Source organism: Microbacterium trichothecenolyticum (genome assembly GCF_041938625.1).
Lineage (GTDB): Bacteria > Actinomycetota > Actinomycetes > Actinomycetales > Microbacteriaceae > Microbacterium > Microbacterium trichothecenolyticum_D.
In genome coordinates this window covers 4,473,223-4,489,029 of record NZ_CP169427.1, presented here as the reverse complement: position 1 = coordinate 4,489,029, position 15,807 = coordinate 4,473,223, and the positions used below count along the sequence as shown (strand labels likewise).

Here is a 15,807-nt window from a genome sequence, read left to right as displayed (position 1 = left end):
GACCGCTCACCTGTCTCAGATGGCCGTGCGGAACAGCGGAACGTGACAGGCGAGCAGCGCTTCGCGATCGGTGAGACCGACTTCCTGCTCGACGGCGAGCCCTTCCGCGTGCTCGCGGGGGCGCTGCACTACTTCCGGGTGCACCCCGGGCAGTGGGCGGATCGCATCCGCAAGGCGAGGCTCATGGGGCTCAACACCATCGAGACCTACGTCGCCTGGAACGCCCACGAGCCCGTGCGCGGCGAGTGGGACGCGACCGGCTGGAACGACCTGGGAGCGTTCCTCGACCTCGTGGCCGCCGAGGGAATGCACGCGATCGTGCGGCCCGGACCGTACATCTGCGCGGAGTGGCACAATGGCGGCCTCCCCGTGTGGCTGACCGCCCTGGAGGGTGTCGGGCTGCGCCGTTCGGAGCCGCTGTACCTCGCCGAGGTGACGGCGTACCTCGAGCGCGTCTACGAGATCGTGGCCCCGCGGCAGATCGACCGCGGAGGACCCGTCATCCTCGTGCAGATCGAGAACGAGTACGGCGCCTACGCAAGCGACACCGCCTACCTCGAGCACCTCGTGCGGGTGACGAGGGACGCCGGCATCACGGTCCCGCTCACCACGATCGACCAGCCGACCGACCAGATGCTCAGCGACGGCAGCGTCGCGGGCGCGCACCTCACGGGTTCGTTCGGCTCGCGTGCGGCAGAGCGCCTCGCGACCCTTCGCCGGCATCAGCCGACCGGACCCCTCATGTGCGCAGAGTTCTGGGACGGCTGGTTCGACTGGTGGGGCAACGCCCACCACACGACGCCGGCTTCCGCGTCGGCGGCCGAGCTCGACGCGCTCCTGGCAGCGGGGGCGTCGGTGAACTTCTACATGTTCCACGGCGGCACCAACTTCGGGCTCACGAACGGCGCCAACGACAAGGGCCGCTACCTGCCGATCGTGACCTCGTACGACTACGACGCCCCGCTCGACGAGCGCGGCGATCCGACCGAGAAGTACTTCGCGTTCCGCGACGTCATCGCGAAGTACGCCTCGGTGCCCGATGAGCTGCCCGCGACGAGCGGTCCGGCACCCGAATTCGAGATCGCCCTGGAGGCGGTCGGGGCGGCGGTGGCAGCATCCGTGTCCCGTCACGAAGTTCCGCCGACGTTCGAGGAACTCGGTCACCTCAGCGCGCTCGTCTCGTACGAGACCGACCTCGACGGCCGCGGGGGAGTGCTGCGCCTCGGCGAGGTGCGCGACCACGCGTGGGTGTCGGTGGATGGGGTGTCGGTCGGCACGCTGTCGCGCACACGTCACGAGGACGCCCTCGTCGTTCCCGCGGGCCGCCGGCTGCGGGTGCTCGTGGAGGAGCAGGGCCGCGTCAACTACGACGTGCGCCTCGGCGAGCCCAAGGGCCTCATCGGTCCGGTGACGCTCGCAGGCGCGTCCCTCACCGGGTGGACCGCGACGCCCATCGATGTCGCCGCTCTCGGTGCTTCGCGGACGGATGCTGCGGCCGCCGCCTCATCGAACACCGGCGTCGCGCCGTTCGTGTTGCGGGGTTCGTTCGTGCTCGATGAGCCGACCGATCTCTTCCTCGATACGAGCGGCTGGGGCAAGGGCTTCGCGCAGGTCAACGGCTTCCTGCTCGGGCGCTACTGGTCGAGCGGTCCGCAGCGCACGCTCTACGTTCCGGCGGCCGTGCTGAACACCGGGGAGAACGTGGTCGTGGTGGTCGAACTGGATCGCGTGACCGAGGCAGTCGTGCGCTTCGTCGCCCAACCCGACCTCGGCCCGCGCGAGGAGTAGGCAGCTCCGCGGCGGGGCGGTAGGCCCGCGATAGGTTGGCGGCATGCCCGGATACCTGCGCCCCTCACCGGCGCGACGGGTCTTCGCCGACGACTCGGGGACGCCGATCCCGTACGGCGAGCGGTGGGGTCGCGGGTCGCCGCCGGGCGACTCCTACTCGGTGACGAGCAACCTCGAGCGGTTCGCGCCGCTGCATGACGTGGCCGATGCGCTGATCGCATGGCTGAGCGCCTCGTTCGACGTCGCGATCGAGGACGCGCTCGGTCTCGCCGCGGATCTGGCGCGGGTGCCGGCGGATGCCGTGCGCGCGGTGCGCCTGCGACCGATCGACGGGTCGGCGTCGCCATTGACCGTGGTGTTCACATCGTTTCCCGGCATCCATCTCCATGCGGGGTTCCTCGTCGACGCCTTCTTCCCCGTGTGCGGCTGCGACGCGTGCGACGAGACGTGGGAGACGTGCGCCGGAGCGCTCGAAGAGACGGTGTTCGCCGTCGTGGAAGGCGGCCTCTCGGAACGGCTGACGGCGCGCGCCGAGCTGCCGGTGTCGTTCCGGCTGCAGTTCCCCGGAGGTTGGCGGGGCGGCACCTCACGCGCCGAGGATCACCCCGTCGAGCGGCTGGCCGCTGCGAGGTCGGCGCTCGCCGCGGGCCGCACGTGGGCGCCCTGGCCGCTCAGATAGCCGCGAGAGCAGCGTTCGGGGCGCGGCTCAGAGATCCGAGAAGTCGTTCGCGGGGCTCTGCACCCGCGAGACCACATCGTCGTCCACGACGACCAGCACGTACTCGCGACCGATCTCTCCGGGTCGGCTCAAGGACTGCGTTCCTTCGACCTCCTGAGCGTCAATCCCGTGCCAGGCTCGTCGTCATCCGGTGGGACGGCTGGTTGACTGGGGGGATGCCCCTCGCTGACGCCCGGGTCGCCGTGTGCGGACCCGCTTCGTGGAACCACCTCGTCCTCCTCGACCGGCTTCCTGAGCCGGTGCCGCACATGCAGTTCGCGCTCGGCGACCTGCACACCCTCGGCGGGACGTCGGCCGGAAAAGCGCTGCACCTGGCCGACCTCGGCGTCGACGTGACCCTCCACGCGCTGCTGGGCGCCGACGACGACGGCGGTCGCGTGTCGGCCGCGCTCGACGCTGCCGGTGTCACGGTCGAGGCCTACGCCTCGGAGCGCACCGAGCGCCACGCGAACCTGATGACGGCGGCGGGGGAGCGCGTGAGTCTCTACCTCGCGACGCCCTCGCCCGCAGGCGTCGACACGATCGACGGCGTCGAAGGCGCCCTCGCCGACGCGGACATCGCGGTGGTCGACCTGAGCGAGGTGGGTGCGGCGCTGGTGGAGCGCCAGCTCGGCGGTGGCACCGGCGCCCCGATCTGGACCGACCTGCACGACTACGACGGTTCGGCGGAGTTCCACGAGCCATTCCTTCGCGCCGCCGATGTCGTCTTCATGAACGACGACGCGACCGACGATCCTTGGGCGCTCATGCGGAGCTGTCTCGACCGTGGTCCGCGGCTTGCCGTGTGCACCCTCGGCGCACGGGGCGCCATCGCGCTCGCAGCGTCGGGGGAGCGCGCGACGGTCGCGGCCATCCCCGTCGACGTGGTCGACACGAACGGCGCAGGGGATGCGTTCTTCGCCGGGTTCCTCGCCGCCTCGCTCACCGGTGAAGGACTGGACGGATGCCTCGCCGCCGGCGCTCGTCAGGCGGTCGTGGCGCTCTCGTCCGAGCACCTGCATCCGGCGGTCGCCGCCGGTGGGGTCACCAGCGCGCTTCGGTGATCTCGGCGGGGCTCGTCGACGCGTCGTACACCCGCACCCACGCGGGGCGCACGACGACGACCGCGAAGTCCGGGTCGAGTGCGCGCGATCCGGGGAACTGCGCGTTGTAGGCGCCGCCGTATTCTTCGCGGAGCGTGCCGTGCACGATCGTGCCAAAGCCGTCGATCTGCGCCGACACCGAGCCGTCCGTTCCGATGACGACGGCGATGCGGTGATCGTGGCGGAGGTTGTTCGCCTTGCGCGAGCCGACCAGCGTGTCGAACACCAACGTGCCGTCGTCGAGTGCGGCGATCCCGACGAGCGCGGCCTCGGGCGCTCCCGACGGTGTGACGGTCGCGACAACGCCCTGCGCTTCGGAGCGCACGAACGCCACGAATGCCCCGATATCAGCAGGATCGAACGCCATCCGCTCACAGTACGGCAGGGAACCGTTCCGAGGCACCGACTCGCAGAACGGTAGATGTTGCGCCCCGAAGTCCGTTCCCCAGCACGTGCTGAGGGCCAAGATCGACCGCGCTCCCCGCGTCGGTGGGGGTTGGATCGTCCCCTCGGCGAATGCGTGGATGTCTCGACGCGGATGGTCGTCTGGTGCGGTCGGTTACGCCGCCTCGAATCGCCGGGGCGACTTGGATCTCAACTCGACGGGGGCGCCGATCTCGCCCGTGGCGGGGTCGGGTGGTGGATGGAGCCAGTACGTGTCGGCGTCGGTGATCGGATCTCGCGTTCGCGTGATGCGCCACCGCTGGTTGTGCAGTCGCAGGTGGCAGTTGCGGCACAGTGCGATCCCGACGTCGACATCGGTGCGGCCGTGATCCTCCCACCAGTGATCGATGTGGTGGTACTCGCACTGCGAGATCGGGGCGCCGCAGGACGGCCACATGCACCCGCCGTCGCGGGCGGCGATCGCGATGCGCTGCTTTCGCGTGAACAGGCGAAGCTCGCGTCCGACGTCGAGTGGGCGGCCGTCCGGCCCCCACATCACGGCGATCACTCCGGAGTCGCACAGACGTGCCTCGATGACCCCGCCCGGCAGTGCTTGTCCGCCGTCTTCGATATGGCCGACCCCGGTGACCTGCATCTCACCGCGCTCATCGCCACCGGCAACCGCCGACGCCTCTACGACGATGCGTACCCCCGGCTGCCGGTCGCCGAACGCCTGCTGGGGGTCGGCGTTCGCGCCCGTGCGCATCACAGCCATGATCGTGTCGTATTGCAGCTGCTCGTTCGTCCGCTCGTCGGCGTCGGCCGCGCGTGTCTTCGCCACGGCGTCTGCGCCGACGAACCGGGGCCCGCGACGCGGGCGGAGCGAGGCTTGCAGGAGCGCGTCGACCCAGGCGCCGGCCTCATCGTCGAAGAGGATGTGCCCGTGGCGGCGGCCGTCCTGGTCGGTCCACGTGCGGAAGGAACGAGCCGCGAAGCGCTCTTCGAATCGGAGCGTCACGCCGACCGGATCCAGCCGGTCTCGCACGATGCGCGCCTGGCTGCGCAGGTCTTCCACGGGCAGCACCGCAGCTTCCTCGAGAAGCACCTGCACGGCGCGGCCCCACGCCCGCGGGAGGAAGTCCGGCGCAAGTTCGGGGTAGCGCTCGACAGGCGGCTCGCCGAGCCCCGCACGGATCGCCTGGAACTGCGCCTGCGTCACGCGGCCCGACGCGAGCGCACCCCGAAGCGTGCCGAGCCACTCCTCGACAGGCGGCGCCTGCGTTGCGACCGCACTCTCGACGTCGATCACAGGCTCCACCACCGCAGGAGCGAGCTCGTTGCCCGCGTCCACGGCCCGGGTCACGTCGGTGCGCCCGAGCCCGGTGATCTGCTGTACGAGCGCCGTCCCCGTGCGCAGACCCTTCCGCTGAGCCAGACCCTTATACCCGAGCTCGCGTGACGAGCGCCGCGATACCTCGGCCGAGGCGCCGGCGACGATCAGCTCCAGCGCCTTGCGCGCCTCCGTCGTGTCGGCGAGCAGCTCCAGGAGTTCGTCGTCGGCGAGTTCTCCCACGTCGGCCGCGCCCTCGCCGAGCCGGGCGACCACGCGGGCGGCAGCATCCGTCAACCGCATCGCGGGGGAGCAAGCCGCCGAGGAGTTCATAGAACAAATATACGAAGGTCCTCCGACATCGACCTGGTCACGACGGCGAGCGCCGCAGGGTGGTCCGCGCGGCCGTGATGAGCAGCCGGGCGACCGCCCCGATCAGCACCAGATCGAGGATCATCTGGATGGTGACGACGGCCTGGCCGAGGTCGGTCTTCGCGCTGATGTCGCCGAACCCGACCGTGGCGAACACCGTCACGGTGAAGTAGAGGGCACTCATGTGGTCGAGCGGTTCCGTGAACGTCGCCACGGCCGCATACGACATCGACAGGTACAGCGCGGCGAAGAGCACCAGGAACGCGGCCAGGATGCAGCCCAGGGCTTCGACCGCCCGCAGCTCTGGGTGGGTCGCCCGGGTGATCTGACGCAGCTGCCACAGGATGATCCCCGCCACGAGCAGGATGACGAGCGGCAGTTTGAGCGCGAAGTCGATGATGGAATACGTGCCGACGGGGAACAGGAAATAGGCGACCGTGAATACCGCCCAGGTGGCGATCACGCGGCCCGTGACTCCCCACGCTGCTCGCCGTCTCGCGCGCGGACTCATGTCGGCGAAACTCTGGTGTGTCACTGGGTCTCCTGACTCGTCGGAGTCTCCTTCACGGCGTCCGCTTCGGCCTCACGGGAGCGATCGGTCACGCGGCCGCCTCCGCGGCTTCGCGCGCTGGTGCATGACGGCCCCGCGACGGATGCGGCGATCGCGCCCCGATGAACGTGACAGTACACGCACCCGCGCGAGCCACCGTCCGCCGTCCTCAGCCCACGAGTCGCCGGAACAGCTCGTCCGCCCGCGCCTTCACTTCGCCGGGATCCGGAACCGGCGCCACCGATTCGGACGCTTCCGCGCGTTCCAGCTCCCGCGCGGCGAATCGCCTGAGAACCGCGGGCGCCTCCCCGGAGCCGAGTTCGCGTGTCACCGACTTGAGCGCGATCAGGTCGGTGGCAGCATCCCGGATCTCCGGCGAGACCGTGGTCTCGGACAGCAGCGTCGGCAGGTCCATCGGCGGGAGCGCGTCGCCGGGGTGATCGGCGAGCCACCGCAGCGCGGCGGCCGGCCGGAGCACGTAGAAGAATCGCTTCAGCGTCTGAGGACCGGACTGCTGCCGCCGCGCCACATGCAGGTAGTGGCGGGCTATCGCCGCGCGCTCCACCACGGCGGACGCGTACGCCAGCAGCTCGTCGCGGAACGTGGTGTCGCCGCCGTAGACGATGGGGGAGCGCAGCCACTCGATCGGCGTCGCGTTGCCGCGCGCGATCAGGGTCAGCGCCTTCGGCAGATCCCAGCCGTTGACGTCGAAGACCTTGTCGAGCGGCGTCTCGATGACATCGCGCGCCGGCCAGAGCGTCAGGTAACGCTCGCGCGGACCTACGAACAGGAATCGGCAGTCGTAGTCGCTGTCAGGCGAAGGGAATCCCCACGCCCGACTGCCGCTCTCGATCGCCCACGGGATGCGCACGCCGTGCTCCGCCGCGACCGACTCCAGTCGCTGCTCGATCTCGGCGACGACCGCGGTGTCGAGGCTGGCGGGGATCGCGCGCATCGCTCGACCCTACTCGTGGACATGCCGGGACGGTAACGGATGCCTCGGACAGCGGCATCCGTGAATCCTCGCGCGTGTCGCGCCTAAGGTCGCAGCGTCGCCGCGGGCTCTGGCCGGTGCACGCCGCGGGGACGATAACCGAGCGCATCGGCGACGCCGGCAAGATCGGCGAGGTACCAGAGGATCGCGAGCCACATCTCGGTGCCCTGCAGTCCCGGCTCGGTCTCGGCGAGGCCGCGGGTCGTCGGGCTCGGCTCGCGGAACGAGAAGCCCGCGCCCGGGATCCAGGTCGACAGGGCGTCGGACAGCAATCGCGCGGCGAGTCCCCGCACCTCGTCGTCGCGATAGCCGTTCCCGCGCGCGAGCCACAGCGGGTGCGCGACGTCGAGCACGTTGCACGCGTTCCGCGCGCCCGGCGCGAACCAGCGGGGATCGCGGGCGTGGCGCAGCACCGTGTCGATCACGCGCTCGGGGTGGGGCAGCGGCACGCCGAACTGCGCGAACGTGCCGCGCGAAGCGCGGTAGAAGCCGTTCACGACGGGGAGCAGCCCGCCATCGGGGGTCGTCAATCCCCACATGCCGGTGTGCGGGTCGGCGCCCAGGAGCAGCCAGCCGAACAGCGCCTCCTCCACACCCGCCGGAATCGGACGCCCCGCCCGCTTCGTCCACAGAATCGCCGTGCCGAACCCGTCGATGTGGTGCCCCGCGCCCCACGCGTCGGTGGCCCACGGCAGACTCTCGCAGAACTCGACGACGCGCTCCGGCGTCGCCGCGGTCACCCACGTGAGAGGAGCAGGGAATGCCGAGCCGAGAAGATCGAGCGCATAGCCCGTGCTCAGCACGTGATACGCGACGTCTTCGTGGGAGAACCCGAGGCCCTCCCGCTGACGCCCGTCCGCACCGAGGGGAGCGACCGCGCCGGTCGCGGCATCCTGCCAGCCTTGCAGCCGGCGGATCTGCGTGTCGACGGGCGCCTGCGGCGGCGCGGTGCCGAGGAGCAGGTCGGCGATCTCGATCGCGTCGGCCTGCGCGCGAACGGTGGGTGCGGCACCGGGTCGGTCCGCGAAGAGTCCGAGGTCGTCGTTCCACGCGCGTTGCAGGACGACGGATGCCTCGTCCCGCGCGCGTGAGGCGAGCTCGGCGATGCGCTCGGCCAGGCCTGCCGTGTCGTCGGTCTCGGCCGAGGTGGTCGCGACACCCCGCGTGAGGGCGGGCGTGGCGGCGCGGGCAGCGGCGTCGGGGTGCGCCGGCGCGGTCGCCTGCTCGGGCCTCGGCCCGGACGACGGTTCCGAGGTGCGCGCGGCGTCGATGCCGGTCGCGGGCCCAGGAGCCCCTTCCGGCGTGGACTCGGGACCGGCCCCCGACGCGGCCTCGGACGCGGCCTCGGACCCGTCTCCCGACGCGGCCTCGGACGCAGCCTCCGACGCGGCAGCCGCCAGCGCGGCGAGCACCTCGGGCGGCGTCTCGGCGGGCTCGCGTTGTTGGGCGATCTCGGGCCGGTCCTCCGTGCCCCGGGCGGCAGCATCCGCCGCCGCGTCGGGGTGGATGCCGGTGTCGTCGGGCTCGACGCGCCAGCGGATGAAGCGCGCGGGGTTGCCGCCGACGACGGCTCCGGCCGGCACGTCCTTGGTGACGACGGCGCTGGCCGCGAGCACCGAGTGTGATCCGACGCGGACGCCGTCGAGGATCACGACGTGCGACCCGATCCAGACGTCGTCGCCGATCTCGATTCCCTTGGAGGTGAGCGGCTGGCGGAAGACGGGCGTTCCCGACTCCATGGAGTGGTTGAACCCGAGGATCGACGTGTGCGCGCCGATCCGCACGCCGTCGCCCATCGTGACGCGGCCGCGGATCACCGTGTAGGGGTTGATGCTGCAGTCCGCGCCGGCGCGGAGGTCGCCGGTGAGGTAGGCGCCCGCCGCGACGTACGTGCGATCGCCGAGGCGCAGCGTGTCGTTGTCGATCGAGGCGAGCTCGGAGAGGAAGCACTGCTCGCCGAGCTCGTGATCGGGACGGCCGGAAACGACGGTCTGCTGGAGTGCCAGCTGGGCCTCGCGTTGCGAGGTCGTCGCCTCGCTCCAGAAATCCCAGGGCGAGTACTCGTGGGCGGCGATCGCGGGGGACATGGAGGGGCTGACGGGAATCGAACCCGCGCTGTCTGCTTGGGAAGCAGAAGTTCTGCCATTGAACTACAGCCCCGGACGCCGGCATCCCGGCGTTCGCGCGCCTGTTACAGCGCCCGGCCAGCATAACAGCACGGTCCGGATAGGCTGGCTCCGTGCTGCTGAGTGATCGCGACATCCGGCTCGAGATCGACGCGGGGCGCCTCGCGCTCGACCCGTGGGATCCCGCGATGGTGCAGCCCTCGAGCGTCGACGTGCGGCTCGACCGCTACTTCCGGCTGTTCGACAATCACAAGTACCCCTTCATCGATCCCGCCGAGGACCAGCCTGAGCTGACGCGCATGATCGAGGTCGACCCCGAAGAGCCGTTCATCCTCCACCCGGGCGAGTTCGCGCTCGGGTCGACGTTCGAGCAGATCACCCTTCCCGACGACATCGCCGCCCGCCTCGAAGGCAAGTCGTCGCTCGGCCGCCTCGGCCTCTTGACGCACTCGACCGCGGGTTTCATCGACCCCGGCTTCTCGGGCCACGTCACGCTCGAGCTCTCGAACGTCGCGACGCTGCCGATCAAGCTCTGGCCCGGCATGAAGATCGGCCAGGTCTGCTACTTCCGCCTCACGTCGCCCGCCGAGAGCCCGTACGGCTCGGGTCCGTACGGCAACAGGTATCAGGGGCAGCGCGGGCCCACAGCATCCCGTTCCTTCCAGAACTTCCACCGCAGCGACGTCGGGGCGACCGACGCCGGGAGCCGCGGCGCCTGACCCTTCCCGCGCCCGTGCCCGCCGTCATCAGGGCAGGAGCGGAACCCCAGCCGTTCGCGCGGCCTGCCCCAGCTGCTCGTCGAGGGAGGCGAGCGCGCTGCCGGTCCGCTCGGCGAGCACCAGGCAGGTGGCGTCGTAGGCAGTGAGCCCGTGCCGGAGCGCGGCCGCCACCAGCGCCGGCTGATCGGCAGGATGCGGCTCGAACTCGACCGGCAGGTCTGAAGAGAAGCGGATGCCGCGAGCCGCGGCGCCGGAATCGCTCAGGGCGTGGGCTCGACGATGCGCGGCTCGCGTGCGTATACGTGCACCTGGTCGCCGTCGAGCACGAACTGCAGTGCTGTTCCCGCGGGGAAGCGGTCGCGCAGCTCCGACGGAGCCTGCCGGCCGACGACGAAGGCCGCCTGCGCGGGGAACTCACCTGCGCCGCACGAACCGCCGAGGTACGAGGGGTTGCGACCCACCCCGCTGAAGACGATGAGGCACGGGACCGGCCTCTGGGTTCCATCACCTGTCAGCTGCGGCTGCGACAGCACCGTCAGTCCGTAGAAGGTCTCGAAGGCACGTGAGTCGTCGGTCTCTCCCGCCCACACGTCCTCGGGCCACTCCGCCTCCGGGTCCACCTGCAGGACGCCGACCCTGCCGGCCTCCATGGTCTGCACCAGCACCGTCAAGCCGACGCCGACGAGCACCCCGGCGACGACCGAGGCGGCCCACAGCACCGGGATGCGCCGCCACCACCGGCGGGCGGGCGCGGTCCCCCCGGCACCCGCAGCCTCAGGATCGAGGGCGTCGTCACCGACGTCGCTCGGTGAATCCGCCGCGGGGCCCTCGCGCCCGAAGGCACCGGCCGACGCGCCGGGGGCGACAGGAGGGAGCGCGGGGACCGTCCCGCCGGTCTCCGTCTCCGCGTCCACAGCGCCGAGAGCCGCCGGCGCGGGGGCGTCGCGGCCGTCGCGACCCGGCGTGGTCGGGGCCGCGGCATCCGTCCCCTCTGAGCGAGTCAAGGCAGGCCCCGGTGGGTCCGAGTCCTCGCCGTACGGTTCGACGGCCGTCCTGCGCGGGGAGCCGCCGTCGATCGGGATGCGCGTCCGCGCAACGCTCGCCGCGATGCTCGCCGCGTTCGCCGCTGCCGCCTGCTCCTCGAGCTCGCTCAGCCGGGCCATGGCGACGGGGTCGTCGAGGATATCGGCGTCACGCCCGTACGCGCGCTCGCGAAGTGCGGCGAGCTCGTCGCGCGAGGAGTCGATCGGCGTGGACATCACAGCCATCCCCTCCCCGTGGCGCATCGTCGCGCCCCCAGCCTGGTGCCAGTGTCGCACGGAGATGTGCGGCGGGCGATCCCCAGATCGCCCGCCGCATGGGTGGGTCATCGTCCCCACGCTTGGCCCACCCGCGGCGCAGGCCTTGTCCCCACACGATGCCGCGCCGATGGTTACTGCAATCTGCAGTATAAGGTCGTTGCAGCGTCGCGGGATAGCCTTTACGTTCTGCGACGGTGACCCGAACGCCGGCGGGGAAGGAGCCTTGTCGTGCCCGAACGCGAACCCACGGTCACCGGGTACCTCACCCTGGGCCTCTTGGCCGGACGCGACTGGTCGGCGTACCAGCTCGCCGAGCAGCTGGGCCGCGGTGTCTCGCAGCTCTGGCCGTCCGCCGACCGGGGTCGCTACGCGGTGCTGAACCGCCTCCACACGGCCGGATTCGTCGCGACCCGCCAGGAGCACACCGGCAAGCGCGCCCGCACGATCTACTCGATCACCCCTGAGGGGCGCGAGGCGCTCGCCGCGTGGCTGCGCACTCCCGTGCGCCCGCCGACCGTCGAGTTCGAGGGGATGGTGCGGGTGCTCCTGTCGGACCAGGGTTCGCTCGAGGATCTGCGCGCCACCCTCGCCCGCACCCGTGAGCAGGCGCTCGCGAACCGCGAGATGTTCGCGCGCTACGCGGCGTTCATCAGCGCGACCGGTGGCACCTTCCCCGAGCGCAAGCACCTGTTCGCACTCGCCAACACGTTCATGATCGGCCACTACGACCACATCATCTCGTGGGCGGACTGGGCCGAGCAGCAGATTGCGGACTGGCCTGACACGGTCACACCCGCCCACACCCGCGGCGGGCAGGTGCACGACATGCTGGCGCCCGGCCGAGAGGCGTTGGCCGCCGACTCCACCGGCGAGCGGTGACGCCCGGCTCCTACGGCTGCTGCGCGTAGACGATCACGCGGTCGTCGTCGCGGACGAACTGCAGAACAGTGCCTTCGGCGAACTCCTCGAGCAGGGCCGCGGGGGCCTGCGAGGTGACGGCGATCGTCGTCGACGTGGGGGCCGAGCCGGCGGTGCACGATCCTGCCGACAAGCCGAAGTTGACCGATTCGGAGTCATACACCCAGAGGCACGTGCTGTTGGTGCCGTTGCCGAAGTCGCGGGCAGAGGCGATCGCGGTCAGCCCGAGGTACTCGTCGAACGTCACACCGTCGGGTGGTCGCGCGCCCCACATCTGCTCCGGCCACAGTCCGTCGGCGTCCTCGGCGAGGACCGCGACCCGTTCCCGACCCGGCGGCAGCTCCACGGAGCCGGCCGCCGCCCCGACGAGGACGGCGATCAGCAACGAGCCGCCCCAGAGGAGCGCGCGGTGCCGCTCCCACCACGATCCCCTCATGTCGCGAGCCGCGACAGGGCCGTCCTGTTCGGTGGCCGGGCGCGCCGCCGCGGGGGCCGGGGCATCGACTTCGGGCACGCCGGCGGCTCGCGCTTCGAGCTCGCGCAGCCGGCTCAGCGCCCGCGGATCGTCGTCGATGTCGGCGTCCGGCCCGTACGCGCGCAGCCGCAGCGCCTTCAGCTCGGCAGCCGGATCGCCGGCCAGGTCGTCGGACATCGGCGACATCCTCGTCGACCGCGGCGACGGGAAGCGGAACGCCCAGGTGTCCGATCGATGAACATCGTGCGGCGCACCCTCGGGAGCGCCCGCGCGCTCAGTGGGCGGTGCTCACCCCGACGAGATCGTGCACCAGCACGGCAGCCGCGCGGGCACCCTGCCCCGCGGCGACGATGAGCTGCTGCGGACCCGGGGAGGCAGCATCCCCCGCGGCATAAAGACCCGGTACCGACGTACGACCTGAGCGGTCGGTGACCAGGTTGCCGAACCCGTCGCGCTCGAGGTCGATTCCGCCCACGAAGTCGAGGGCGGGGTGCCACTGCGGCCGCACGAACCCGCCGTCGATCTCGACCCGTACGCCGTCGACGAGCCGCACGGCCGTGACGGTGCCGCGGTCGCCCTCGAGGTCGTCGATGACCCGTCGTTCGACGACGATCCCGGATGCTGCGAGCTCGGCCTCTTCGACCGTGTCGACGGCGTCGGTCCCATTGGTGAAGACGGTGAGCTTGTCGGTCCAGCGGGCGATGAGACGGGCGCGCGCGGCGAGGTCGCGGGTCTCGCCGATGAGAGCGAGCCGCCGGTCCTGCAGCTCCCACGCGTCGCACGCGGCGCAGCTGAACACGGTCATGCCGTAGAAGGCGCGCAGGCTCGGGATGGCGGGGAGCGTCTCGCGCAGGCCGGTCGCGACGAGCACCGAGCGTGCCGAGACGGCGGGCGGGATGCCGGCGCCCCGGCCCTGCAGCGCCGCGAGGAAGCGGAGCCCCTCGCCGCAGTCGCGCTCTTGCAGCGCCGTCACCACGGTGCGGTCGAACACCTGGACGTTGGGGTAAGCGGCGAGCTCGGCGCGCGCGAGCTTGCGCAGCTCGAGCGGCGGGACGCCGTCCCGCGTGAGGAAGCCGTGAGAGCGCAGCGTCGCGGCGTTGCGGGGACGACCGGCGTCGAGGAGCACCACCGACGCACGGGCGCGCCCGAGGTTGAGCGCCGCCGACAGCCCGGCGGGGCCGCCGCCGATGATCACGACATCGACCTCGGTCGAGGGTGCTCCTGTTCCCCTGTCACGATCTGCGGCGGCCGGTGACACATCGTGACGGGTGAGCTGGGGCTTGTCAGTCATGGCCGTCTCCTTGGGGAGGAAGCGTCGCGATGACCGGGTGGTCCTTCGCGATGACACCGGTCTTGGCCGCACCGCCGGGCGACCCGATGTCGTCGAAGAACTCGACGTTCGCGGTGTAGTAGTCCTGCCATTCCTCGGGCAGGTCGTCCTCGTAGTAGATCGCCTCGACCGGGCACACCGGCTCGCAGGCACCGCAGTCGACGCACTCGTCGGGGTGGATGTACAGCGACCGCTCACCCTCGTAGATGCAGTCGACCGGGCACTCGTCGATGCAGGCGCGGTCCTTCACATCGACGCACGGCAGGGCGATCACGTACGTCATTTGACGAGGGCTCCCCGCGAGATCGCGACCTGCTCGTCGCGAGGAACGACCTTGACGCGTTCGCGCGTGTGCAGGTGGTTCGCGCCGAGCTCGCGCTCGTGCGCGTCGAGGGCGAGCCAGCCGTCCCACGTCGTGAAGGCCACCTCGCGCTCCTCCAGCAGGTCGAGCACGTCTCCGTCCACGGTCGGCGCCGACAGGCGCCCGGCCTCGACATCCGAGACGAGGTGCGCGATGGTCTCCATCGCGTCGGACTTCGTGTGGCCGATCAGACCGACGGGTCCGCGCTTGATCCAGCCCGTGGCGTAGAGACCGGCGATCACCGGAGCGTCGACGTCACCCGTGACCGCAGCATCCTTCACCCGTCCTTCGACGTTCGACACGACGCCGGCCTTCTCGTCGAACGGCGCGTCGATGACGGGCGTGCCGTAGTAGCCGACGGCGCGGTACACCTGCTGCACCGGGTACTCGCGGAACTCGCCGGTGCCGCGCACCCGGCCGTCCTCGACGGGCTCGGTGCGCTCGAACCGAAGGCCTTCGACGCGCTCGGAGCCGAGCACCTCGACGGGCGAGTGGTAGAAGTGGAGGTGCAGACGGCGGCTCGCGCCGGACAGCTCGCGGGTGCGCCAGCTCTCGAGGATGCGGAGCATGACCTTGAGCTGGTTGTTCGCGGGTGTGAAGCCCTCGAGGTAGGCGAAGTCCTCGTCGCTCACGACGATGTCGACGTTCGGGACCTCGCCGAGTTCGCGCAGCTCGATCGGCGTGAACTTGATGTCGGCGGGACCGCGGCGGCCGAAGACGTGGACGTCGGTGACGGCGGAGGCCTCGAGTCCGGCGAGCACGTTGTCGGCGATCTCGGTCGACCGCAGGTCGACGGCGTGCTTGGCCAGGATGCGGGCGACGTCGAGCGCGACGTTGCCGTTGCCGATGACGGCGACCTCGCGCTGGTCGAGCGTCCACTCGGTCGGCACGTCGGGATGGCCGTCGAACCACGCCACGAAGTCGGCGGCGCCGTAAGAGCCCTCGAGGTCGATGCCGGGGATGTCGAGCGCGGCGTCGCGGATCGCGCCGGTCGCGAGGATCACGGCGTCATAGCGCTCCTGCAGCTCGTCGATCGAGATGTCGCGACCGACCTCGACGTTGCCGATGAACCGGGTGGTGCCGGCATCCAGCATCTCGTGCAGCGAGTTCACGATGCCCTTGATGCGGGGGTGGTCGGGCGCGACGCCGTAGCGGATGAGGCCGTAAGGGGCCGGCAGGGACTCGAACAGGTCGATGGCGACGGTACCGCCCGCCTCGACCACGGAGTTCGTGAGGATGTTGCCCGCGTAGATGCCGGCGGGCCCCGCGCCGACGATCGCGACGCGGAGGTTCTGGAGGCTCGAAGAAGTCACTGTGGTTTCTTTCGGGTCAGGCGGA

Annotated in this window: 15 protein-coding genes and 1 tRNA gene; 5 read left to right on the top strand and 11 right to left on the bottom strand. The window is 71.0% G+C overall.

Annotation, left to right across the window (positions count from 1 at the left end):
• The first annotated feature begins 42 nt into the window (after positions 1-42).
• From ACEYYH_RS20720 to ACEYYH_RS20710, 3 genes are all read left to right on the top strand, one after another.
• Positions 43-1,788 carry a beta-galactosidase family protein gene (locus ACEYYH_RS20720; protein ID WP_374976170.1) on the top strand — a complete coding sequence of 582 codons (1,746 nt, stop codon included), beginning with the start codon at positions 43-45 and terminating at the stop codon, positions 1,786-1,788.
• Positions 1,789-1,831: 43 nt separating this feature from the next.
• Positions 1,832-2,467 carry a DUF6226 family protein gene (locus tag ACEYYH_RS20715; RefSeq protein ID WP_374976169.1) on the top strand — a complete coding sequence of 212 codons (636 nt, stop codon included), beginning with the start codon at positions 1,832-1,834 and terminating at the stop codon, positions 2,465-2,467.
• 215 nt (positions 2,468-2,682) lie between these two features.
• The gene (locus tag ACEYYH_RS20710; protein ID WP_374976168.1) at positions 2,683-3,570 is read left to right on the top strand and encodes a carbohydrate kinase family protein; all 888 of its coding nucleotides are present in this window, start codon (positions 2,683-2,685) and stop codon (positions 3,568-3,570) included.
• On the opposite strand, the gene ACEYYH_RS20705 is transcribed toward ACEYYH_RS20710, so the two are convergent.
• The 6 genes from ACEYYH_RS20705 to ACEYYH_RS20680 form a co-directional block, all read right to left on the bottom strand.
• Positions 3,551-3,976 carry a pyridoxamine 5'-phosphate oxidase family protein gene (locus ACEYYH_RS20705; protein WP_374976167.1) on the bottom strand — a complete coding sequence of 142 codons (426 nt, stop codon included), beginning with the start codon at positions 3,974-3,976 and terminating at the stop codon, positions 3,551-3,553. The two genes, ACEYYH_RS20710 and ACEYYH_RS20705, sit on opposite strands and share 20 nt — an antisense overlap.
• Before the next feature lie 192 nt (positions 3,977-4,168).
• A complete protein-coding gene (locus tag ACEYYH_RS20700) occupies positions 4,169-5,656 on the bottom strand; it encodes a DUF222 domain-containing protein (protein ID WP_374976166.1) in 1,488 nt (495 codons plus the stop codon).
• A gap of 37 nt (positions 5,657-5,693) precedes the next feature.
• Complete coding sequence (locus ACEYYH_RS20695; protein WP_374976165.1) at positions 5,694-6,230, bottom strand: potassium channel family protein; 537 nt, start codon at positions 6,228-6,230, stop codon at positions 5,694-5,696.
• Between the two features lie 184 nt (positions 6,231-6,414).
• Positions 6,415-7,200 carry a DNA polymerase beta superfamily protein gene (locus ACEYYH_RS20690; RefSeq protein WP_374976164.1) on the bottom strand — a complete coding sequence of 262 codons (786 nt, stop codon included), beginning with the start codon at positions 7,198-7,200 and terminating at the stop codon, positions 6,415-6,417.
• A gap of 83 nt (positions 7,201-7,283) precedes the next feature.
• A complete protein-coding gene (locus tag ACEYYH_RS20685) occupies positions 7,284-9,326 on the bottom strand; it encodes an acyltransferase (RefSeq protein ID WP_374976163.1) in 2,043 nt (680 codons plus the stop codon).
• Positions 9,326-9,399 (bottom strand) — tRNA-Gly (locus ACEYYH_RS20680). Before ACEYYH_RS20680 ends, ACEYYH_RS20685 begins: the two co-directional genes overlap by 1 nt.
• Positions 9,400-9,478: 79 nt before the next feature.
• Here ACEYYH_RS20680 and dcd point away from each other — a divergent pair.
• A complete protein-coding gene (gene dcd / locus ACEYYH_RS20675) occupies positions 9,479-10,084 on the top strand; it encodes a dCTP deaminase (protein WP_116195336.1) in 606 nt (201 codons plus the stop codon).
• 260 nt (positions 10,085-10,344) lie between these two features.
• Here dcd and ACEYYH_RS20670 read toward each other — a convergent pair whose 3' ends face one another.
• On the bottom strand, positions 10,345-11,343 hold the full coding sequence (locus tag ACEYYH_RS20670) for a hypothetical protein (RefSeq protein ID WP_374976162.1): 999 nt from the start codon (positions 11,341-11,343) through the stop codon (positions 10,345-10,347).
• A gap of 270 nt (positions 11,344-11,613) precedes the next feature.
• Here ACEYYH_RS20670 and ACEYYH_RS20665 point away from each other — a divergent pair, with 270 nt between their 5' ends.
• Positions 11,614-12,264 (top strand): PadR family transcriptional regulator, encoded by a 651-nt coding sequence (locus ACEYYH_RS20665; RefSeq protein ID WP_374976161.1) that lies wholly within the window; start codon positions 11,614-11,616, stop codon positions 12,262-12,264.
• A gap of 10 nt (positions 12,265-12,274) precedes the next feature.
• Here the strand turns inward: ACEYYH_RS20665 and ACEYYH_RS20660 are convergent, their stop codons facing one another.
• The 4 genes from ACEYYH_RS20660 to ACEYYH_RS20645 form a co-directional block, all read right to left on the bottom strand.
• Positions 12,275-12,955 carry a hypothetical protein gene (locus ACEYYH_RS20660; RefSeq protein WP_374976160.1) on the bottom strand — a complete coding sequence of 227 codons (681 nt, stop codon included), beginning with the start codon at positions 12,953-12,955 and terminating at the stop codon, positions 12,275-12,277.
• Positions 12,956-13,052: 97 nt separating this feature from the next.
• Positions 13,053-14,069, bottom strand: a complete 1,017-nt coding sequence (locus tag ACEYYH_RS20655; RefSeq protein WP_374976159.1) for an NAD(P)/FAD-dependent oxidoreductase — start codon at positions 14,067-14,069, stop codon at positions 13,053-13,055.
• Positions 14,062-14,391, bottom strand: coding sequence for a ferredoxin (gene fdxA / locus ACEYYH_RS20650; RefSeq protein ID WP_374976158.1), 330 nt, complete (start codon positions 14,389-14,391; stop codon positions 14,062-14,064). Before fdxA ends, ACEYYH_RS20655 begins: the two co-directional genes overlap by 8 nt.
• Positions 14,388-15,782, bottom strand: coding sequence for an FAD-dependent oxidoreductase (locus ACEYYH_RS20645; protein WP_374976157.1), 1,395 nt, complete (start codon positions 15,780-15,782; stop codon positions 14,388-14,390). The genes fdxA and ACEYYH_RS20645 overlap by 4 nt, the downstream gene beginning before the upstream one ends.
• Positions 15,783-15,807: the final 25 nt, after the last annotated feature.